Here is a 14,807-nt window from a genome sequence, read left to right on the forward strand (position 1 = left end):
AGGAACTGGGCTTTGACTTTGTCGAAATGTCGGTTGATGAAACCGATGCCCGTCTGGCGCGTCTTGACTGGAATCGCGAGCAGCGACTGGCGCTGGTGGCGGCTATCGCCGAGACAGGGATACGAGTACCGTCCATATGCCTGAGCGCTCATCGTCGTTTCCCGCTTGGCAGCGAAGATGATGCGGTACGCGAACTGGGGCTGGAAATTATGCGTAAAGCCATTCAGTTTGCGCAGGATATCGGTATTCGCGTTATTCAACTGGCGGGTTACGACGTCTATTACCAGCAGGCCAATAACGAAACGCGTCGTCGGTTTCGCGATGGGCTAAAAGAGAGCGTGGAGATGGCGAGCCGCGCGCAGGTGACGCTGGCGATGGAAATCATGGATTATCCGCTGATGAATTCGATCAGCAAGGCGTTGGGTTACGCCCACTATCTCAACAATCCGTGGTTCCAGCTGTATCCCGATATTGGCAATTTGTCGGCGTGGGATAACGACGTGCAGATGGAACTGCAGGCTGGGGTAGGCCATATCGTCGCGGTACACGTGAAGGATACCAAACCTGGCGTATTCAAAAATGTGCCGTTTGGTGAAGGAGTCGTTGATTTCGAACGTTGTTTTGCGACGCTCAAACAGAGTGGATACTGCGGGCCATACCTGATTGAGATGTGGAGTGAAACGTCGGATGACCCGGTACGTGAAGTTGCGAAGGCGCGCGATTGGGTGAAAGCGCGTATGGCCAACGCAGGTCTGGTGGAGGCGGTGTAATGCAAAAACTTAAACAGCAGGTTTTTGAGGCTAACATGGATCTGCCGCGCTACGGGCTGGTGACATTTACCTGGGGTAACGTCAGCGCCATCGACCGTGAACGTGCGCTGGTGGTGATCAAGCCCAGCGGCGTCGCCTACGAGCACATGACCGTTGATGATATGGTCGTGGTCGATATGTCAGGGAAGGTGATAGAAGGCGGCTTTCGTCCTTCTTCCGATACCGCCACCCATCTGGCGCTCTACCAGCGTTATCCGTCGCTGGGCGGAGTCGTGCATACGCACTCTACTCATGCCACGGCCTGGGCGCAGGCGGGGCTGGCGATCCCGGCACTGGGTACCACTCACGCGGACTACTTCTTTGGCGATATCCCTTGTACCCGAGCATTAACTGAAGCTGAAGTGCAGGGCGAGTATGAGCTGAATACCGGCAAGGTGATCATTGAAACGCTGAGCAACGTAGAACCACTGCATACGCCGGGTATTGTGGTGTATCAGCACGGTCCCTTTGCCTGGGGCAAAGATGCTCACGACGCAGTACATAACGCTGTTGTGATGGAAGAGGTGGCAAAAATGGCATGGATTGCGCGTGGCATTAACCCGGCTCTCAGCGCTATTGACGGTTATCTGATGAATAAGCACTTCATGCGTAAGCACGGTCCAAACGCCTATTACGGGCAGAAGTAAGAAAAAACGTTCCGAAGCCAACTCTTCATGGGGATGAGATCGGTCTGGCTTCGGGATTTTTTTGCAAAAAAAAAGCCCCCGATAAGGGGGCAAGTCAAACTGTGGCAATGTTCTCGTTGGTTATTTCTGGGTGCTAGCGATAAATATCTGCACTGGCGTGCATATTTCCGTTACTACCGGGTTCCCTGGTGAGGATCACGTGATAGTAGGTTGCGCCTTGCGCATCGGTTTCTTCATTCAGGGCCTGAGTGGCTTCACTTTCAGTGGCGAAGTTATGATTTATGTAAATAACGCCTAAGCTCTGCACATCATCCATATTCCTGGCCTGATGATTGTCAATTTTGATGGCTGCCGTTGCATTTGCACTGAGCAAAAGTACAGCCAGAAGGGTCAAAACACGGGCTCGCATAGGTACCTCCTCGACTGCGGTCTCTGGTTAGCTCTCTCCTGTGAGTGGATAACTTCTGATTTAATTTTAACTGCTGCCGGCGCAGTCGATAGCGACCATTTCTGATGCAGTTGTTCAAAAAATTACCGCAAAGCCATCTTTTCTTTAATTAACAATCAGCTGATGCCTTCCGCTGCGGTTAAAAATACCTGCTTTACACGCATAAGCTCTTACCAAATAGTCAATTTAATCGGGTGAGTACGCCGTTTATAGTGAGCCAGATAATTAATATAACTTTATGATAATAAGGCAAAAACTTATGGATACTTCATTCATGGATTTCAGCTACTTTGTGATTATGTTTATGGTCGCGCTGGTGGCAGGCTTTATTAATGTGGTGTCGGGCGGCGGCGGTTTTCTCTCTATTGGCGCATTATTGATTTCCGGTTTACCCCCGGCTAACGCGCTGGCAACCAATAAGATTCAGGCGTTGGGCAGTTCGCTGACCTCCGGAATTTACTTTTTACGCCGGGGACATATTAATGTGCAGGAACACAAATATGTCTTTTTATCTGCCTTTATCGGTTCTGCGCTGGGCACGACGCTTATCCAGTTTATTGAGCCGGACGTGTTGAAGAAACTGCTGCCGATCCTGATTATCGCGGTCGCTATCTACTTTATTTCTGCGCCTAATCTTAGCGAACCGAAAAGGAAGCAGCAGGTATCCCTGTTTCTCTTCTCGTTGATCTGCGGGGGAGGTATTGGGTTTTATGATGGTTTTCTCGGTGCCGGGGCCGGCTCCTTTTATACGCTCTGCTACATCCTGCTGTGGGGATACAGCATCGATAAGGCGCAAATTCACTCGAATTTTATCAACCTGGCGTCGAACATTGCCTCGATTCTGTTCTTCATTTTCGGTGGTAAAATGATCTGGTCGCTGGGGCTGGTGATGTTTGCCGGTCAGTCCCTTGGCGCACGTCTGGGTGCGACGGTGGTACTGACGCGCGGGAAGAAAGTTATCCGGCCGATGATTGTCATTGTCTCCATTTGCATCAGCGTCAAAATGCTGCTGGATATGTATTAATGGCGACACGATAAATAATCGTACAAGCACCTTGAGTTTACCTGCTGACCCCAGTATTATGACGCGTCATTTTTCAGCCGACCTTTAACACGTTCCTTGCCTCCATGGGCCTCGGCTGACCCAGACAGGAGGCTGAATAATCCGTAAGGAGCAATTCGATGCGTCATTACGAAATCGTTTTTATGGTCCATCCTGACCAGAGCGAACAGGTTCCGGGTATGATCGAACGCTACACTGCTGCCATCACTGGTGCAGAAGGCACGATCCACCGTCTGGAAGACTGGGGCCGCCGTCAGCTGGCTTACCCGATCAACAAACTGCACAAAGCTCACTACGTTCTGATGAACGTTGAAGCGCCGCAGGAAGTGATCGATGAGCTGGAAACTACCTTCCGCTTCAACGATGCCGTTATCCGCAGCATGGTTATGCGTACTAAACACGCTGTTACCGAAGCATCTCCGATGGTTAAAGCGAAAGACGAGCGTCGTGAACGTCGCGATGATTTCGCTAACGAAACCGCAGATGATGCTGAAGCTGGGGATTCTGAAGAGTAATTTCTGATGACCAACCGTCTGGCGCTGTCCGGCACCGTGTGCAGGGCTCCCCTTCGAAAGGTCAGTCCATCAGGAATTCCTCATTGCCAGTTCGTGCTTGAGCATCGTTCTGTGCAGGAGGAAGCCGGGTTTCACCGGCAGGCGTGGTGCCAAATGCCCGTTATTATTAGCGGACACGAAAACCAGGCCATTACTCACAGTATAACGGTCGGTAGCGCAGTGACCGTTCAGGGGTTCATCTCTTGCCACAAGGCAAAGAACGGCCTGAGCAAAATGGTTCTGCATGCCGAGCAGATTGAATTGATAGATTCTGGAGACTAGCCATATGGCACGTTATTTCCGTCGTCGCAAGTTCTGCCGTTTCACCGCGGAAGGCGTTCAAGAGATCGACTATAAAGATATCGCTACGCTGAAAAACTACATCACCGAAAGCGGTAAGATTGTCCCAAGCCGTATCACCGGTACCCGTGCAAAATACCAGCGTCAGCTGGCTCGCGCTATCAAACGCGCTCGCTACCTGTCCCTGCTGCCGTACACTGATCGTCATCAGTAATCGGTCACGGTCCATTAATACGACTTTGAGAGGATAAGGTAATGCAAGTTATTCTGCTTGATAAAGTAGCAAACCTGGGTAGCCTGGGTGATCAGGTTAACGTTAAAGCGGGCTATGCTCGTAACTTCCTGGTACCACAGGGTAAAGCTGTTCCTGCTACCAAGAAAAACGTTGAATTTTTCGAAGCGCGTCGCGCTGAACTGGAAGCCAAACTGGCTGACGTTCTGGCCGCTGCTGAAGCTCGTGCTGAGAAAATCAACGCACTGGAAACCGTAACCATCGCGTCTAAAGCTGGCGACGAAGGTAAACTGTTCGGTTCCATCGGTACTCGCGACATCGCTGACGCTGTAACTGCAGCTGGCGTTGAAGTTGCTAAGAGCGAAGTTCGTCTGCCGAACGGCGTTCTGCGTACCACTGGTGAGCACGAAGTGAGCTTCCAGGTTCACAGCGAAGTGTTTGCTAAGCTGACTGTAAACGTAGTTGCAGAATAAGTTTTTATTCTGATGACCGCGTAAAAGCGCCGGCCCTGTGCCGGCGTTTTGCTTTTCTGTTCCCCCGCTTTTCTCTCTGGCTATTCTTTATCCTTTTCGGGATAATCATAAAAATAAAACATTATTTCAAAGTGGTGATGGAATGGAACCAACGCACCAACCTCTGTTCGCGCGTAAAAATGTTGTCTACCTGGGCGCAGCCTTCTGTTGTCTGTTGTGGGGGAGCGCTTATCCAGCGATAAAAAGCGGATACGAGATCTTCCAGATTGCCACGGATGATATTCCGTCAAAAATTGTCTTTGCCGGCTATCGCTTCCTGTTTGCGGGATTATTGCTGCTACTGTTGGCGATGGCGCAGCGTAAACCGATTGGCCGGTTAAGCCCGCGTCAGTACGGCCAACTCACGCTGTTGGGGCTGACGCAAACCTCGCTGCAATACATCTTCTTCTATATTGGCCTGGCGTTCACGACGGGGGTGAAAGGGTCCATCATGAATGCGACCGGGACATTCTTTAGCGTGCTGTTGGCCCATTTTATCTATCAAAACGACAAACTAAGCTACAACAAAGCACTAGGTTGTATTCTGGGTTTTACCGGCGTGATGGTGGTGAACTTTAACAGCGGAATGGATTTTAGCTTCAGCCTGTTAGGTGATGGTTCAGTGGTGATGGCGGCCTTTATTCTTTCTGCTGCCACGCTATACGGTAAACGCATTTCTCAGACGGTAGACCCGACGGTCATGACAGGCTACCAACTGGGGATGGGCGGTCTGGCGTTAGTTATCGGCGGTTATGCTTTTGGTGGCACGCTGACCGTACACGGCTTAGCTTCAGTGGCTATTCTGGGTTACCTGACGTTGCTTTCATCGGTGGCCTTCGCTTTGTGGAGCATTTTGCTCAAGTACAACCGCGTGGGGATGATTGCGCCGTTTAACTTCCTGATCCCGGTTTCGGGGGCGGTGCTGTCGGCGATATTCCTCGGCGAAAACATTCTCGAATGGAAATATGCGCTGGCGCTGGTGCTGGTCTGTTCGGGGATCTGGTGGGTGAATAAGGTGAAGCGTTAGTGCTTCACCTTGAGGCCTGATGGCGCTACGCGCATCAGGCCTACTGACTGAGACAGTCTTAGCGTGCGCGAATAAAGCTGCCGTTGGGCTGGCGGGTAAACAATACCTGCTGACCATTTCCGCTATCAATGGTTAACCCGGTCACCACCCCGTTAGCATTCTGCCTGATTTGGATCATCTGGCCGTCTTTCAAATTGCTCAGCGGCTTCCCGGCACCTTCCACTTGCGCCATGGCGTACACATCAGTTGGCGGAAGGTTATGGTCCCGGAAGACCTGTGCCAGCGTTTTCCCTGAGTCTACGCGGTAGGTACGCCACTGCTGCTCAATACCACTATTCTGCTGAAAGGGCTGCGTCTGAGGCTGTGATTGCTGAGCCTGCGGCTGCGCGTCTGGTTCTCCTTCCTGGATGGGTTCCGGCGCAACGGGAGCGACCTGGCCGGGATCGTTTTGCGGGGCGACTAACTGTGCCTGAAGCTGAGCCTCGGTTGGCGGCTGCGACTGTGACTGTAAATCCAGTTGGGCAGTACGCGTCACCACAGGGGCATCGCTGGTGTCACTGGAAGGAAGCAGGAAACCTATCACCAGCACGATAGCAGCAATAATAATGCCGCGTCGGTGCATAGGCGGTAGCGGGTCCATAATGCGAAAATTGTCCGGTGCATGCCAGATTTTCGCCAGGGTTGGTTTTAATTCAAAGCGCCCGGGCATGGCTTTCCTCCTGCTCCGCGTCTCGTTCCTCTGTCATAGAGTATAGATCGCTAACTCTATGATACTTGTTCAGGTACCCGCTTTCGTGACATTGATGCGGGCAATAGCATTGTTTCTTTTTCCTCGCGATTTGTCATCTGTTCCCGAGACAAAGTTTTACCGGATGCGGCATGGCTGATATGCTGCCCGCTACTTTACATCCGATGAAAGGAAATATGATGGCTAACCCGACTTTTGACACTATCGAAGCGCAAGCAAGCTACGGCATTGGTTTGCAGGTAGGACAACAGCTGAGCGAATCCGGTCTGGAAGGGCTGTTGCCTGAAGCGCTGGTAGCGGGTATCGCTGATGCGCTGGAAGGTAAACACCCGGCAGTGCCTGTTGATGTTGTGCACCGTGCGCTGCGTGAAATTCACGAACGTGCTGATGCAGTACGTCGCGAGCGTTTCCAGGCTATGGCGGCTGATGGCGTCAAATATCTGGAAGAAAACCGTGAGAAAGAGGGTGTGAACAGCACTGAATCCGGTCTGCAGTTCCGTGTTCTGACTCAGGGCGAAGGTTCTATCCCGGCACGTACCGACCACGTACGCGTGCATTATACCGGTAAACTGATCGACGGTACCGTGTTTGACAGCTCTGTTGCGCGTGGCGAACCGGCTGAATTCCCGGTTAACGGCGTGATCCCTGGCTGGATTGAAGCACTGACCCTGATGCCGGTAGGTTCGAAATGGGAACTGACTATTCCTCAGGAACTGGCTTACGGTGAGCGTGGCGCTGGCGCGTCCATTCCTCCGTTCAGCACGCTGGTATTTGAAGTTGAGCTGCTTGAAATCCTGTAAGCAGTAACTTCTGTTCCCCCCGACGCTGGGGGGAGCAACAAAATAGCGTGAAAAGCTATAGTTACCTCGATGTCGATATTTTATCTTGCAAATGATGTTATTGCGTGTATTTTTGTGAACTGATTCTCGCTATCAGAGTGATATGACACTCACTTTAAACATAAAATTAACATTATATCTAAATCTTAGTATTCATCCCGCCGATTCTTACCTAATATCGATGAGTCCTGCCAACAGGATCGTCGTATCATAGACACACTAAAGGCCGTAGAGCCTGAACAACACAGACAGGTACAGGAAGAAAAAACATGGTAGATCAGGTAAAAGTCGACGCCGTTGAAGAGGCTTCGTCTGAACAGTCGCTACGGCGCAATCTCACAAACCGTCATATTCAACTTATTGCCATTGGTGGCGCTATTGGTACCGGCCTGTTTATGGGCTCAGGGAAAACCATCAGCCTCGCCGGGCCGTCGATCATTTTTGTCTATATGATCATCGGTTTTATGCTGTTTTTCGTGATGCGGGCAATGGGAGAATTACTGCTCTCGAATCTCGAATACAAATCCTTTAGTGATTTTGCCTCCGACCTGCTCGGGCCATGGGCCGGGTATTTTACCGGCTGGACCTATTGGTTCTGCTGGGTGGTTACAGGGATGGCAGACGTCGTTGCGATTACGGCGTATGCGCAATTCTGGTTCCCCGGACTGTCAGACTGGGTGGCATCACTGGCGGTGATCATTCTGTTGCTGGCTCTTAACCTCGCCACGGTGAAAATGTTTGGTGAGATGGAGTTCTGGTTTGCGATGATCAAAATCGTCGCCATTGTCGGCCTGATTGTCGTCGGTCTGGTGATGGTACTGACGCACTTCCAGTCGCCAACCGGCGTTCAGGCTTCGTTCACGCATCTGTGGAATGACGGTGGCTGGTTCCCGAAAGGTCTGAGCGGCTTCTTTGCTGGCTTCCAGATAGCAGTTTTCGCGTTTGTTGGTATTGAGCTGGTAGGTACGACGGCTGCAGAAACTAAAGATCCGGAAAAGTCTCTGCCGCGCGCTATTAACTCGATTCCAATCCGTATCATCATGTTCTACGTTTTCGCGCTGATCGTGATTATGTCCGTGACGCCGTGGAGCTCGGTAGTACCAACCAAGAGCCCATTCGTTGAGCTGTTTGTGCTGGTCGGTCTGCCTGCGGCGGCGAGCCTGATTAACTTTGTGGTGCTGACTTCAGCGGCCTCTTCCGCAAACAGCGGCGTGTTCTCTACCAGCCGTATGCTGTTCGGCCTGGCACAGGAAGGCGTTGCGCCTAAAGCGTTTGCCAAGCTGTCTAAACGCGCGGTTCCGGCGAAAGGTTTAACCTTCTCCTGTATCTGTCTGCTGGGTGGCGTGGTGATGCTTTATGTGAACCCGAGCGTGATTGGCGCGTTCACCATGATCACTACCGTGTCGGCAATCCTGTTTATGTTTGTCTGGACCATCATTCTTTGCTCATACCTGGTGTACCGCAAACAGCGTCCACACCTGCATGAGAAATCGATCTACAAGATGCCGTTAGGCAAGCTAATGTGCTGGGTATGTATGGCGTTCTTTGTCTTCGTACTGGTGCTGCTGACTCTGGAAGAAGATACCCGTCAGGCGTTGATGGTGACGCCGCTGTGGTTCATCGCGCTGGGTCTGGGCTGGTTGTTTATCGGTAAGAAACGTATGGCGGGTATGCGTTAAGCGTTGTCATATCGGACACAAAAAAGGCCACATAAGCAGTGGCCGAATTCGGACTTCAGGAAGGCGCTCTCGGGCGCCTTTTTTTATTCACCTGCGAGGGCACGCGGGAACAACACATTGTTTTCCAGGCTGATGTGTTCCATCAGGTCATCGATCATTTCGTTAATGCCGTTATACATGGCTTTCCAGGTGGTGCAGGCTTCTGGCGGCGGCGTCACGTTGTGGGTGATGTGTTTGATCACTTCCACCAGTTCGCCGGCCTCGTCGTGTTCGCTTTCCATCACGCTGATTGGCCCCATCGCCTGGCTACCCATGCCCTGTTTGATCATTGGGAACAGGATCTGCTCTTCTTTCATCATGTGGCTGGACAGCTCTTCATGCAGCATCGTCAGGTTCTTCGCCAGACCACGCGGTACGCTCGGCTTGTCGGCATGAACACGTTCAACTTTAGTGGCCTGCAGGATCAGCTCCGGCAGCTGTTCGCGGTGGCGATCATGATATCGAATGACGATATGGTCGATGATTTCTGCCAGTGCCACGGTACGCCAGTCTTTTTCCAGCGGTTGTTCAGCCAACTGGGCGAGCTGCGCCTCGATAGCTTCCACATCCAGCTCTTTACGTGCGGCAGCGCGTGCCAGCGTTTGCTTACCGCCGCAGCAGTAATCCATATCGTATTTACGAAACAGGGCCGAAGCGCGAGGAATAGAGAGCGCCAGTTCACCTAAAGGTTGATCGCGATAAGACATAGCCGTTACCTCATTCTCAATAATATAAGATGTATTTTAAATGCAACTTATGGGGAAGGATATAACCCTTTCGGGTCAGAGGATTTTGTGATGATTGTCACGAAAATTTCTTATCTCGTTAACATGCTGAATCTTATTGAAAAGGGACAAAGCGGCGAAAAAAGCTACGCCACAAGATTAAATAAGCCGACGCAGCTGCCGATAGTTAGACCTCAGACAATACCTGCATAATTAAAAGGCAACAGATGTTCAAACGAATCAAAGTGATAACCTTACTTATCACCGTGTTACTCGCCCTGGGCGCAATGCAGCTCATTTCCGCGGGCGTCTTTATTGGCGCGCTTAAAAACGACAAGGAAAACTTTAACGTTTCTCAACTTTCCAGCCAGAACGTGGCGGAGTTTACCGATGCATGGATTAGCCTGAACCAGGCTCGCGTCACGCTCAACCGGGGCATGCTGCGTTTACAGGGCACGATGGCCAGCGATATTAACGGCGGTCAGTTGAAGGAACTGGTGAACACGGCAAATCGCCTGTTGGCCGAATCGAAAGAGCATTACGATAAATACTACGCTCTACCGGAAACGCCGGGGCTGGATGAGCATCTGGCCGATCGACTGGAAGAACAGTACGGCATCTATTCTGCGACGCTGGCAAAAATGAACGCGCTGCTGGCTGAAGGCAAGCTGGAAGAGATGTTCAAACAGAACGCCGAGCAAAAGCAAACGGCCATGCAGGAAGTTTATCGGGAATGGCGTGCCGCGCAAACCGCGCTGGCAAATGAGGGCGTTCGGGATAACGAAAATGACTACCAGAAAATTATCTGGTTGTTATCCGCCATACTGTTGATTGTGTTGACCGTCATTATCGTCAGTTGGATTGCCATGCAGCGTGTCCTGCTGAAACCACTCCACGAGGTGATGGGGCATATTCGGCATATCGCTTCAGGTGATCTGACCCATACTATTACTGCTGATGGCCGTAACGAAATGGCGCTATTGGCCCAGAACGTCCGCGAGATGCAGCAGGCGCTGGCGAACACTGTCAGCGTGGTGCGTGACGGGGCTGACACCATCTATACCGGGGCGGGTGAAATTGCCGCTGGCAGTAACGATCTCTCTTCACGTACCGAGCAGCAGGCTGCTTCTCTGGAAGAAACTGCTGCCAGCATGGAACAACTCACCGCGACCGTGAAACAGAATGCGGATAACGCGCGTCAGGCGACCAGTCTGGCAAAAAATGCCTCGCAGACGGCGCAGAAAGGCGGAACCGTGGTTGATGGCGTGGTGCGTACGATGGATGAAATCGCCACCAGTTCCAGCAAAATTGCGCAAATTACCACTGTTATCGACGGCATTGCTTTCCAGACCAACATCCTGGCGCTGAACGCGGCGGTAGAAGCGGCGCGCGCGGGCGAACAGGGGCGCGGCTTTGCTGTAGTCGCAGGCGAGGTCCGCACGCTGGCGCAGCGTAGCGCTCAGGCGGCGAAAGAGATTAAGGCGCTGATTGATGACTCAGGGAATCGGGTCAATGCCGGTACGGCGCTGGTGCATGAAGCGGGTGAGACGATGGCGGAAATTGTCAGTGCCGTCACCCAGGTTACCGATATTATGGGCGAAATTGCGTCGGCCTCTGATGAACAGAGCCGGGGTATCGATCAGGTCGGCCAGGCGGTGGCTGAGATGGATCGCGTCACGCAGCAAAACGCCTCGCTGGTGGAGGAATCCGCTTCCGCCGCAGCCGCGCTCGAAGAGCAGGCCGCGCGGTTGAACCAGACGGTGGCGGTGTTTAAAGTGTCGCGCCGGATGGCGGCGTAAACGCCTTATCCGGCCTACATGAGATCGTACAGTCCTTGTAGGCCTGGTAAGCGCAGCGCCATCAGGCATCCCCCGAAACCGGCACTACCGCCGGTTTCTGCGGTTTTGACCGCACCGCAATCACCACGCCTATTATCAGCAGCGCAATACCGCTTACCGTCAGCAGCGGCGGAAATTCCTTGCGCAGAATAAAGGTGTACAGCAGGCCAGCCAGCGTTTCGAAGACAATCAGCGGGCCGAGGATCACCGTCGGCAGCTTCTGGCTGGCGACGTTCCAGCACAGTGCGCCAACCCACGAACACAAGACCGCAATGGCTACCATCAGGCCGATAAACACGCCCGGGCGCGGGCCGAAGGGCAGCGCGAAGTCAGGCGTTTGCCCGTTTAGCCACAGGCAGGCGGCAACATAGCCGAGCAGAGAAACAGGCAGCGTCACCAGTGCCTGGGCCGTCGCCCACATCATCGGGTGCTTATCCGGATTCTCGCGCAGCCAGCGGGCATTATGCAGCGCATACCACGCCCAACACACCACCGAAATCAGCGCCAGTGCGATGCCAGAGCCATACCGCCAGCCGCTAAAATCAGGCAGCCCTTGATTCAGCTCTGAGATATTCACGCACAGTAGGCCTATACCAATCAACACCAGCGCAGGCGACAAACGCCACCATGATAATTTGCCATCACGCTGGCTGTAGAGCAGGTTAGCGAAGACCGGGATCACCACCGGCAATGTACCAATAATCATGGTGGAGACCGGTGCGCCGGTGCGCTGGATAGCGCTTGCCAGGCAAACGTAATAAATCAGATTCCCCATCATTGTTAGCGTCAGCGCCGTTACCCAGTCTTTCCGCCCGAGTTGACGCAGGCGCACACGTCCCAGCCAGGCAATCGGCAATGCGATCAGCCCCAGCGCCAGATAACGCCCCATCGACTGTAACACCGCCGGGTATTCCGGAACGATCAGCGGCCCAACAAAAATTAATCCCCACATCAGCCCGGCCAGCAGGGCATACAACACACCGCTAATCATTTTTGACATCCACATCGCTTAACATAAGGTCGAGTGTAGGCAGGAAAAATGCCGCCGTATTGTATGAGATTGCTGATCAACGCCGGACGACTTGTTTCTGATAACGTACCGGCGTAATGCCGTAGCGATGGGTAAAGGCGCGGGTGAGATGCGACTGGTCGGTGAGGCCGGTTGCGGCGGCGACCTCTGCGGCGGGCATACCGTAGGTAAGAAAACCTTTGGCTCGCCACAGACGGATCGCCATCAGCATCTGGTGCGGCGTGACGTGGAAATGCAATTTGAACTGGCGCTGAAAATGCCAGGGACTCAGCGATGCCACCCGCGCCAGTTCATCGAGCGTGACCGGGTGCATGTAATTATCGTGCAGATACTCGCGCACGCGTTCAAAGCGATGCGCCCCCTCCGGTAATACCGGCGCATGGCGGGCCAGCGGTTGGAACGTGTCGATCAGATCGAGCAATAGTCCTTTTTGCGCCAACGGATCTTCGGTGTTCCACAGACCGTGGATCAACGAGCAGATCTGGCGCGAGCGCAGCGGATCGTGACGGGTAACGTCATGGAACCACCAGTGGCGGATCCCGGTGACCTCTTCCAGAAGATCGGGCTCAAGATAAATCATCCGATAGCGCCAGCCGTCGGCGGTTTCGGCCTCGCCGGTGTGCAGCTCATCAGGATTCATGGTTACGACGGAATGGGCGGGGGCCACGTACTGCGTGCCGCGATAGCGAAAACGCTCGGCTCCGGCTTCTATCGCGCCAATGCCGAACGCTTCATGAGTGTGCGGCTCAAAGGCGTAACGTGAGATGTGCGCATGATACAGCTCTACGCCCGGCACCTGCGCCAGATGGCGAAAGCGGGCGCTGTCTTTCTCATCAATAAACTGCTCAGGTACACCTTGCACGTTTTCTCTCCCCACGCATCATCCTGTCATTATCAGAGAGGATGCGCGGGGATGCCACCACAATTAACTAATTTTTAACACTTACACGATGCCTTTGACGCTGTCAGCCAGCGAGGTGGTCGGTCGACCAATCAGTTTGCTTAGCGTATGGCTGTCGTCGAACAGACCGCCTTTGGAGGCGCCAGTGTCTGAGTCAGCCAGCATGTCCGCCAGCCCGGCTGGTAGACCAAAGCCCTTCAGTGCGGCGGCAAAGTCAGCTTCGCTCAGGTTCTGATACACCACTTTTTTGCCGCTCTGTTTTGCCAGTTCGGCAGCCAGTTGGCTCAGCGTCCAGCCGTCATCGCCCGCCAGCTCATAGGTTTTACCGGCGTGACCGTCTTCGCTGATGACGCGCGCGGCGGCAGCGGCATAGTCGGCGCGGGTCGCCGAGGCAATTTTGCCTTCACCTGCAGCCCCGATAAACACGCCATGTTCCAGTGCAGCCGGTGCGCTGGCGAGATAGTTTTCGGTGTACCAGCCGTTACGCAGTAGCACGTAGGCGATACCGGATTCAGCCAGCATCTTCTCGGTTGCCACATGCTCATCAGCCAGCCCCAGCGGGGAGGTGTCGGCGTGCAGCAGGCTGGTGTAGGCGATAAATTTCACGTGGGCAGCTTTCGCCGCGTTAATTACGTTGCGATGCTGCGGGGCGCGTTGACCCACTTCGCTCGACGAGATCAGCAGTAGCTTGTCGATACCCTGTAGGGCAGCTGTAAAGATGGTTTCATCGCTGTAATCCGCCTGACGAACGGTAATGCCCTGCTGGCTAAGCGCCGTCGCTTTCGCAGGGTTACGGACAATGGCCACAATCTGGCTGGCAGGAACGGTTTTCAGCAGAGTTTCAATAACGTGTTGGCCCAGTTGGCCGGTGGCGCCGGTAATCGCGATCATGGGGTGACTCCCTGGTATTGGTCTTGTGTTTAAACACGCTAACACCTAAACTAACTTTTAGTAAGTACGTACAAAAAGGTAAGTATGAAAATGGCCACACCAACGCTTTCTCAGCAGTTACGCGATGGCAACTTGTTCGCCGAGCAGTGCCCCTCCCGCGAGGTGTTAAAACATGTCACCAGCCGCTGGGGGGTGTTGATTCTGGTTGCGCTGCGCGACGGTACGCACCGTTTCAGCGACTTGCGTCGTAAGATGGGCGGCGTCAGTGAAAAGATGCTGGCGCAATCTTTGCAAGCGCTGGAGCAGGACGGGTTTATCAACCGGGTATCGTATCCGGTCGTACCGCCGCATGTGGAGTATAGCCTGACGTCGTTGGGTGAGCAGGTGAGCGATAAAGTCGCCGCGCTGGCGGACTGGATAGAACTGAATTTGCCGCAGGTATTGGCGCAGCGGGAAGAGCGGGCGGCGTAAAGTATTGCCGGATGGCGGCTAACGCCTTATCCGGCACTAAAGTTACTTACTCAA

18 protein-coding genes and 1 pseudogene are annotated in these 14,807 nt (G+C 53.4%); 13 read left to right on the forward strand and 6 right to left on the reverse strand.

Annotation, left to right across the window (positions count from 1 at the left end):
- Together FDX03_RS07165 and FDX03_RS07170 are read left to right on the forward strand one after the other, a co-directional pair.
- The coding region (locus FDX03_RS07165) for an L-ribulose-5-phosphate 3-epimerase (protein WP_249357010.1) at window positions 1-770 on the forward strand (770 nt) is incomplete at its 5' end.
- Window positions 770-1,456, forward strand: a complete 687-nt coding sequence (locus tag FDX03_RS07170; protein WP_061067106.1) for an L-ribulose-5-phosphate 4-epimerase — start codon at window positions 770-772, stop codon at window positions 1,454-1,456. The genes FDX03_RS07165 and FDX03_RS07170, both read left to right, overlap by 1 nt.
- A 133-nt stretch (window positions 1,457-1,589) precedes the next feature.
- Here the strand turns inward: FDX03_RS07170 and yjfY are convergent, their stop codons facing one another.
- A complete protein-coding gene (gene yjfY / locus FDX03_RS07175; RefSeq protein ID WP_003025668.1) occupies window positions 1,590-1,865 on the reverse strand; it encodes a DUF1471 family protein YjfY in 276 nt (91 codons plus the stop codon).
- A gap of 298 nt (window positions 1,866-2,163) precedes the next feature.
- On the opposite strand from yjfY, the gene FDX03_RS07180 reads away from it, so the two are divergent.
- The 7 genes and pseudogenes from FDX03_RS07180 (at window position 2,164) to FDX03_RS07205 (ending at window position 5,592) form a co-directional block, all read left to right on the forward strand.
- A complete protein-coding gene (locus tag FDX03_RS07180; RefSeq protein WP_061067108.1) occupies window positions 2,164-2,928 on the forward strand; it encodes a TSUP family transporter in 765 nt (254 codons plus the stop codon).
- A gap of 7 nt (window positions 2,929-2,935) precedes the next feature.
- Window positions 2,936-3,016, forward strand: a pseudogene (locus FDX03_RS23150) (hypothetical protein); the annotation flags it as partial.
- Window positions 3,017-3,086: 70 nt separating this feature from the next.
- Window positions 3,087-3,482 (forward strand): 30S ribosomal protein S6, encoded by a 396-nt coding sequence (gene rpsF, locus FDX03_RS07185; RefSeq protein ID WP_003025672.1) that lies wholly within the window; start codon window positions 3,087-3,089, stop codon window positions 3,480-3,482.
- A gap of 6 nt (window positions 3,483-3,488) precedes the next feature.
- Window positions 3,489-3,803, forward strand: coding sequence for a primosomal replication protein N (priB, locus tag FDX03_RS07190; protein ID WP_003025674.1), 315 nt, complete (start codon window positions 3,489-3,491; stop codon window positions 3,801-3,803).
- 4 nt (window positions 3,804-3,807) lie between these two features.
- Window positions 3,808-4,035, forward strand: coding sequence for a 30S ribosomal protein S18 (gene rpsR, locus FDX03_RS07195; RefSeq protein WP_000135199.1), 228 nt, complete (start codon window positions 3,808-3,810; stop codon window positions 4,033-4,035).
- 41 nt (window positions 4,036-4,076) lie between these two features.
- Window positions 4,077-4,526, forward strand: a complete 450-nt coding sequence (gene rplI, locus FDX03_RS07200) for a 50S ribosomal protein L9 (protein ID WP_005134442.1) — start codon at window positions 4,077-4,079, stop codon at window positions 4,524-4,526.
- A 142-nt stretch (window positions 4,527-4,668) separates the two neighbouring features.
- Complete coding sequence (locus FDX03_RS07205; RefSeq protein ID WP_116361049.1) at window positions 4,669-5,592, forward strand: DMT family transporter; 924 nt, start codon at window positions 4,669-4,671, stop codon at window positions 5,590-5,592.
- A 58-nt stretch (window positions 5,593-5,650) separates the two neighbouring features.
- Here the strand turns inward: FDX03_RS07205 and FDX03_RS07210 are convergent, their stop codons facing one another.
- A complete protein-coding gene (locus FDX03_RS07210) occupies window positions 5,651-6,301 on the reverse strand; it encodes an OapA family protein (protein ID WP_115643997.1) in 651 nt (216 codons plus the stop codon).
- Between the two features lie 218 nt (window positions 6,302-6,519).
- On the opposite strand from FDX03_RS07210, the gene fklB reads away from it, so the two are divergent.
- Together fklB and cycA are read left to right on the forward strand one after the other, a co-directional pair.
- Window positions 6,520-7,140 carry an FKBP-type peptidyl-prolyl cis-trans isomerase gene (gene fklB / locus FDX03_RS07215; RefSeq protein WP_048213487.1) on the forward strand — a complete coding sequence of 207 codons (621 nt, stop codon included), beginning with the start codon at window positions 6,520-6,522 and terminating at the stop codon, window positions 7,138-7,140.
- A 308-nt stretch (window positions 7,141-7,448) separates the two neighbouring features.
- The gene (cycA, locus tag FDX03_RS07220) at window positions 7,449-8,858 is read left to right on the forward strand and encodes a D-serine/D-alanine/glycine transporter (RefSeq protein ID WP_048212871.1); all 1,410 of its coding nucleotides are present in this window, start codon (window positions 7,449-7,451) and stop codon (window positions 8,856-8,858) included.
- 83 nt (window positions 8,859-8,941) lie between these two features.
- On the opposite strand, the gene ytfE is transcribed toward cycA, so the two are convergent.
- Entirely contained in the window at window positions 8,942-9,604 is a 663-nt protein-coding gene (gene ytfE / locus FDX03_RS07225) for an iron-sulfur cluster repair protein YtfE (RefSeq protein ID WP_048212870.1), read from the reverse strand.
- Between the two features lie 245 nt (window positions 9,605-9,849).
- Here ytfE and FDX03_RS07230 point away from each other — a divergent pair, with 245 nt between their 5' ends.
- On the forward strand, window positions 9,850-11,421 hold the full coding sequence (locus tag FDX03_RS07230; RefSeq protein ID WP_137345712.1) for a methyl-accepting chemotaxis protein: 1,572 nt from the start codon (window positions 9,850-9,852) through the stop codon (window positions 11,419-11,421).
- Between the two features lie 61 nt (window positions 11,422-11,482).
- On the opposite strand, the gene FDX03_RS07235 is transcribed toward FDX03_RS07230, so the two are convergent.
- From FDX03_RS07235 to FDX03_RS07245, 3 genes are all read right to left on the reverse strand, one after another.
- Window positions 11,483-12,451, reverse strand: coding sequence for a DMT family transporter (locus tag FDX03_RS07235; RefSeq protein ID WP_137345817.1), 969 nt, complete (start codon window positions 12,449-12,451; stop codon window positions 11,483-11,485).
- Between the two features lie 76 nt (window positions 12,452-12,527).
- Window positions 12,528-13,352 (reverse strand): AraC family transcriptional regulator, encoded by an 825-nt coding sequence (locus tag FDX03_RS07240; RefSeq protein WP_048213486.1) that lies wholly within the window; start codon window positions 13,350-13,352, stop codon window positions 12,528-12,530.
- Between the two features lie 81 nt (window positions 13,353-13,433).
- Entirely contained in the window at window positions 13,434-14,282 is an 849-nt protein-coding gene (locus tag FDX03_RS07245; protein WP_137345713.1) for an SDR family oxidoreductase, read from the reverse strand.
- Window positions 14,283-14,372: 90 nt separating this feature from the next.
- On the opposite strand from FDX03_RS07245, the gene FDX03_RS07250 reads away from it, so the two are divergent.
- Window positions 14,373-14,753 (forward strand): helix-turn-helix domain-containing protein, encoded by a 381-nt coding sequence (locus tag FDX03_RS07250; RefSeq protein ID WP_005134463.1) that lies wholly within the window; start codon window positions 14,373-14,375, stop codon window positions 14,751-14,753.
- Window positions 14,754-14,807 lie beyond the last annotated feature (54 nt).

Origin of the sequence: Citrobacter sp. wls827, from assembly GCF_005280875.1 — a bacterium.
Classification (GTDB): domain Bacteria; phylum Pseudomonadota; class Gammaproteobacteria; order Enterobacterales; family Enterobacteriaceae; genus Citrobacter; species Citrobacter youngae.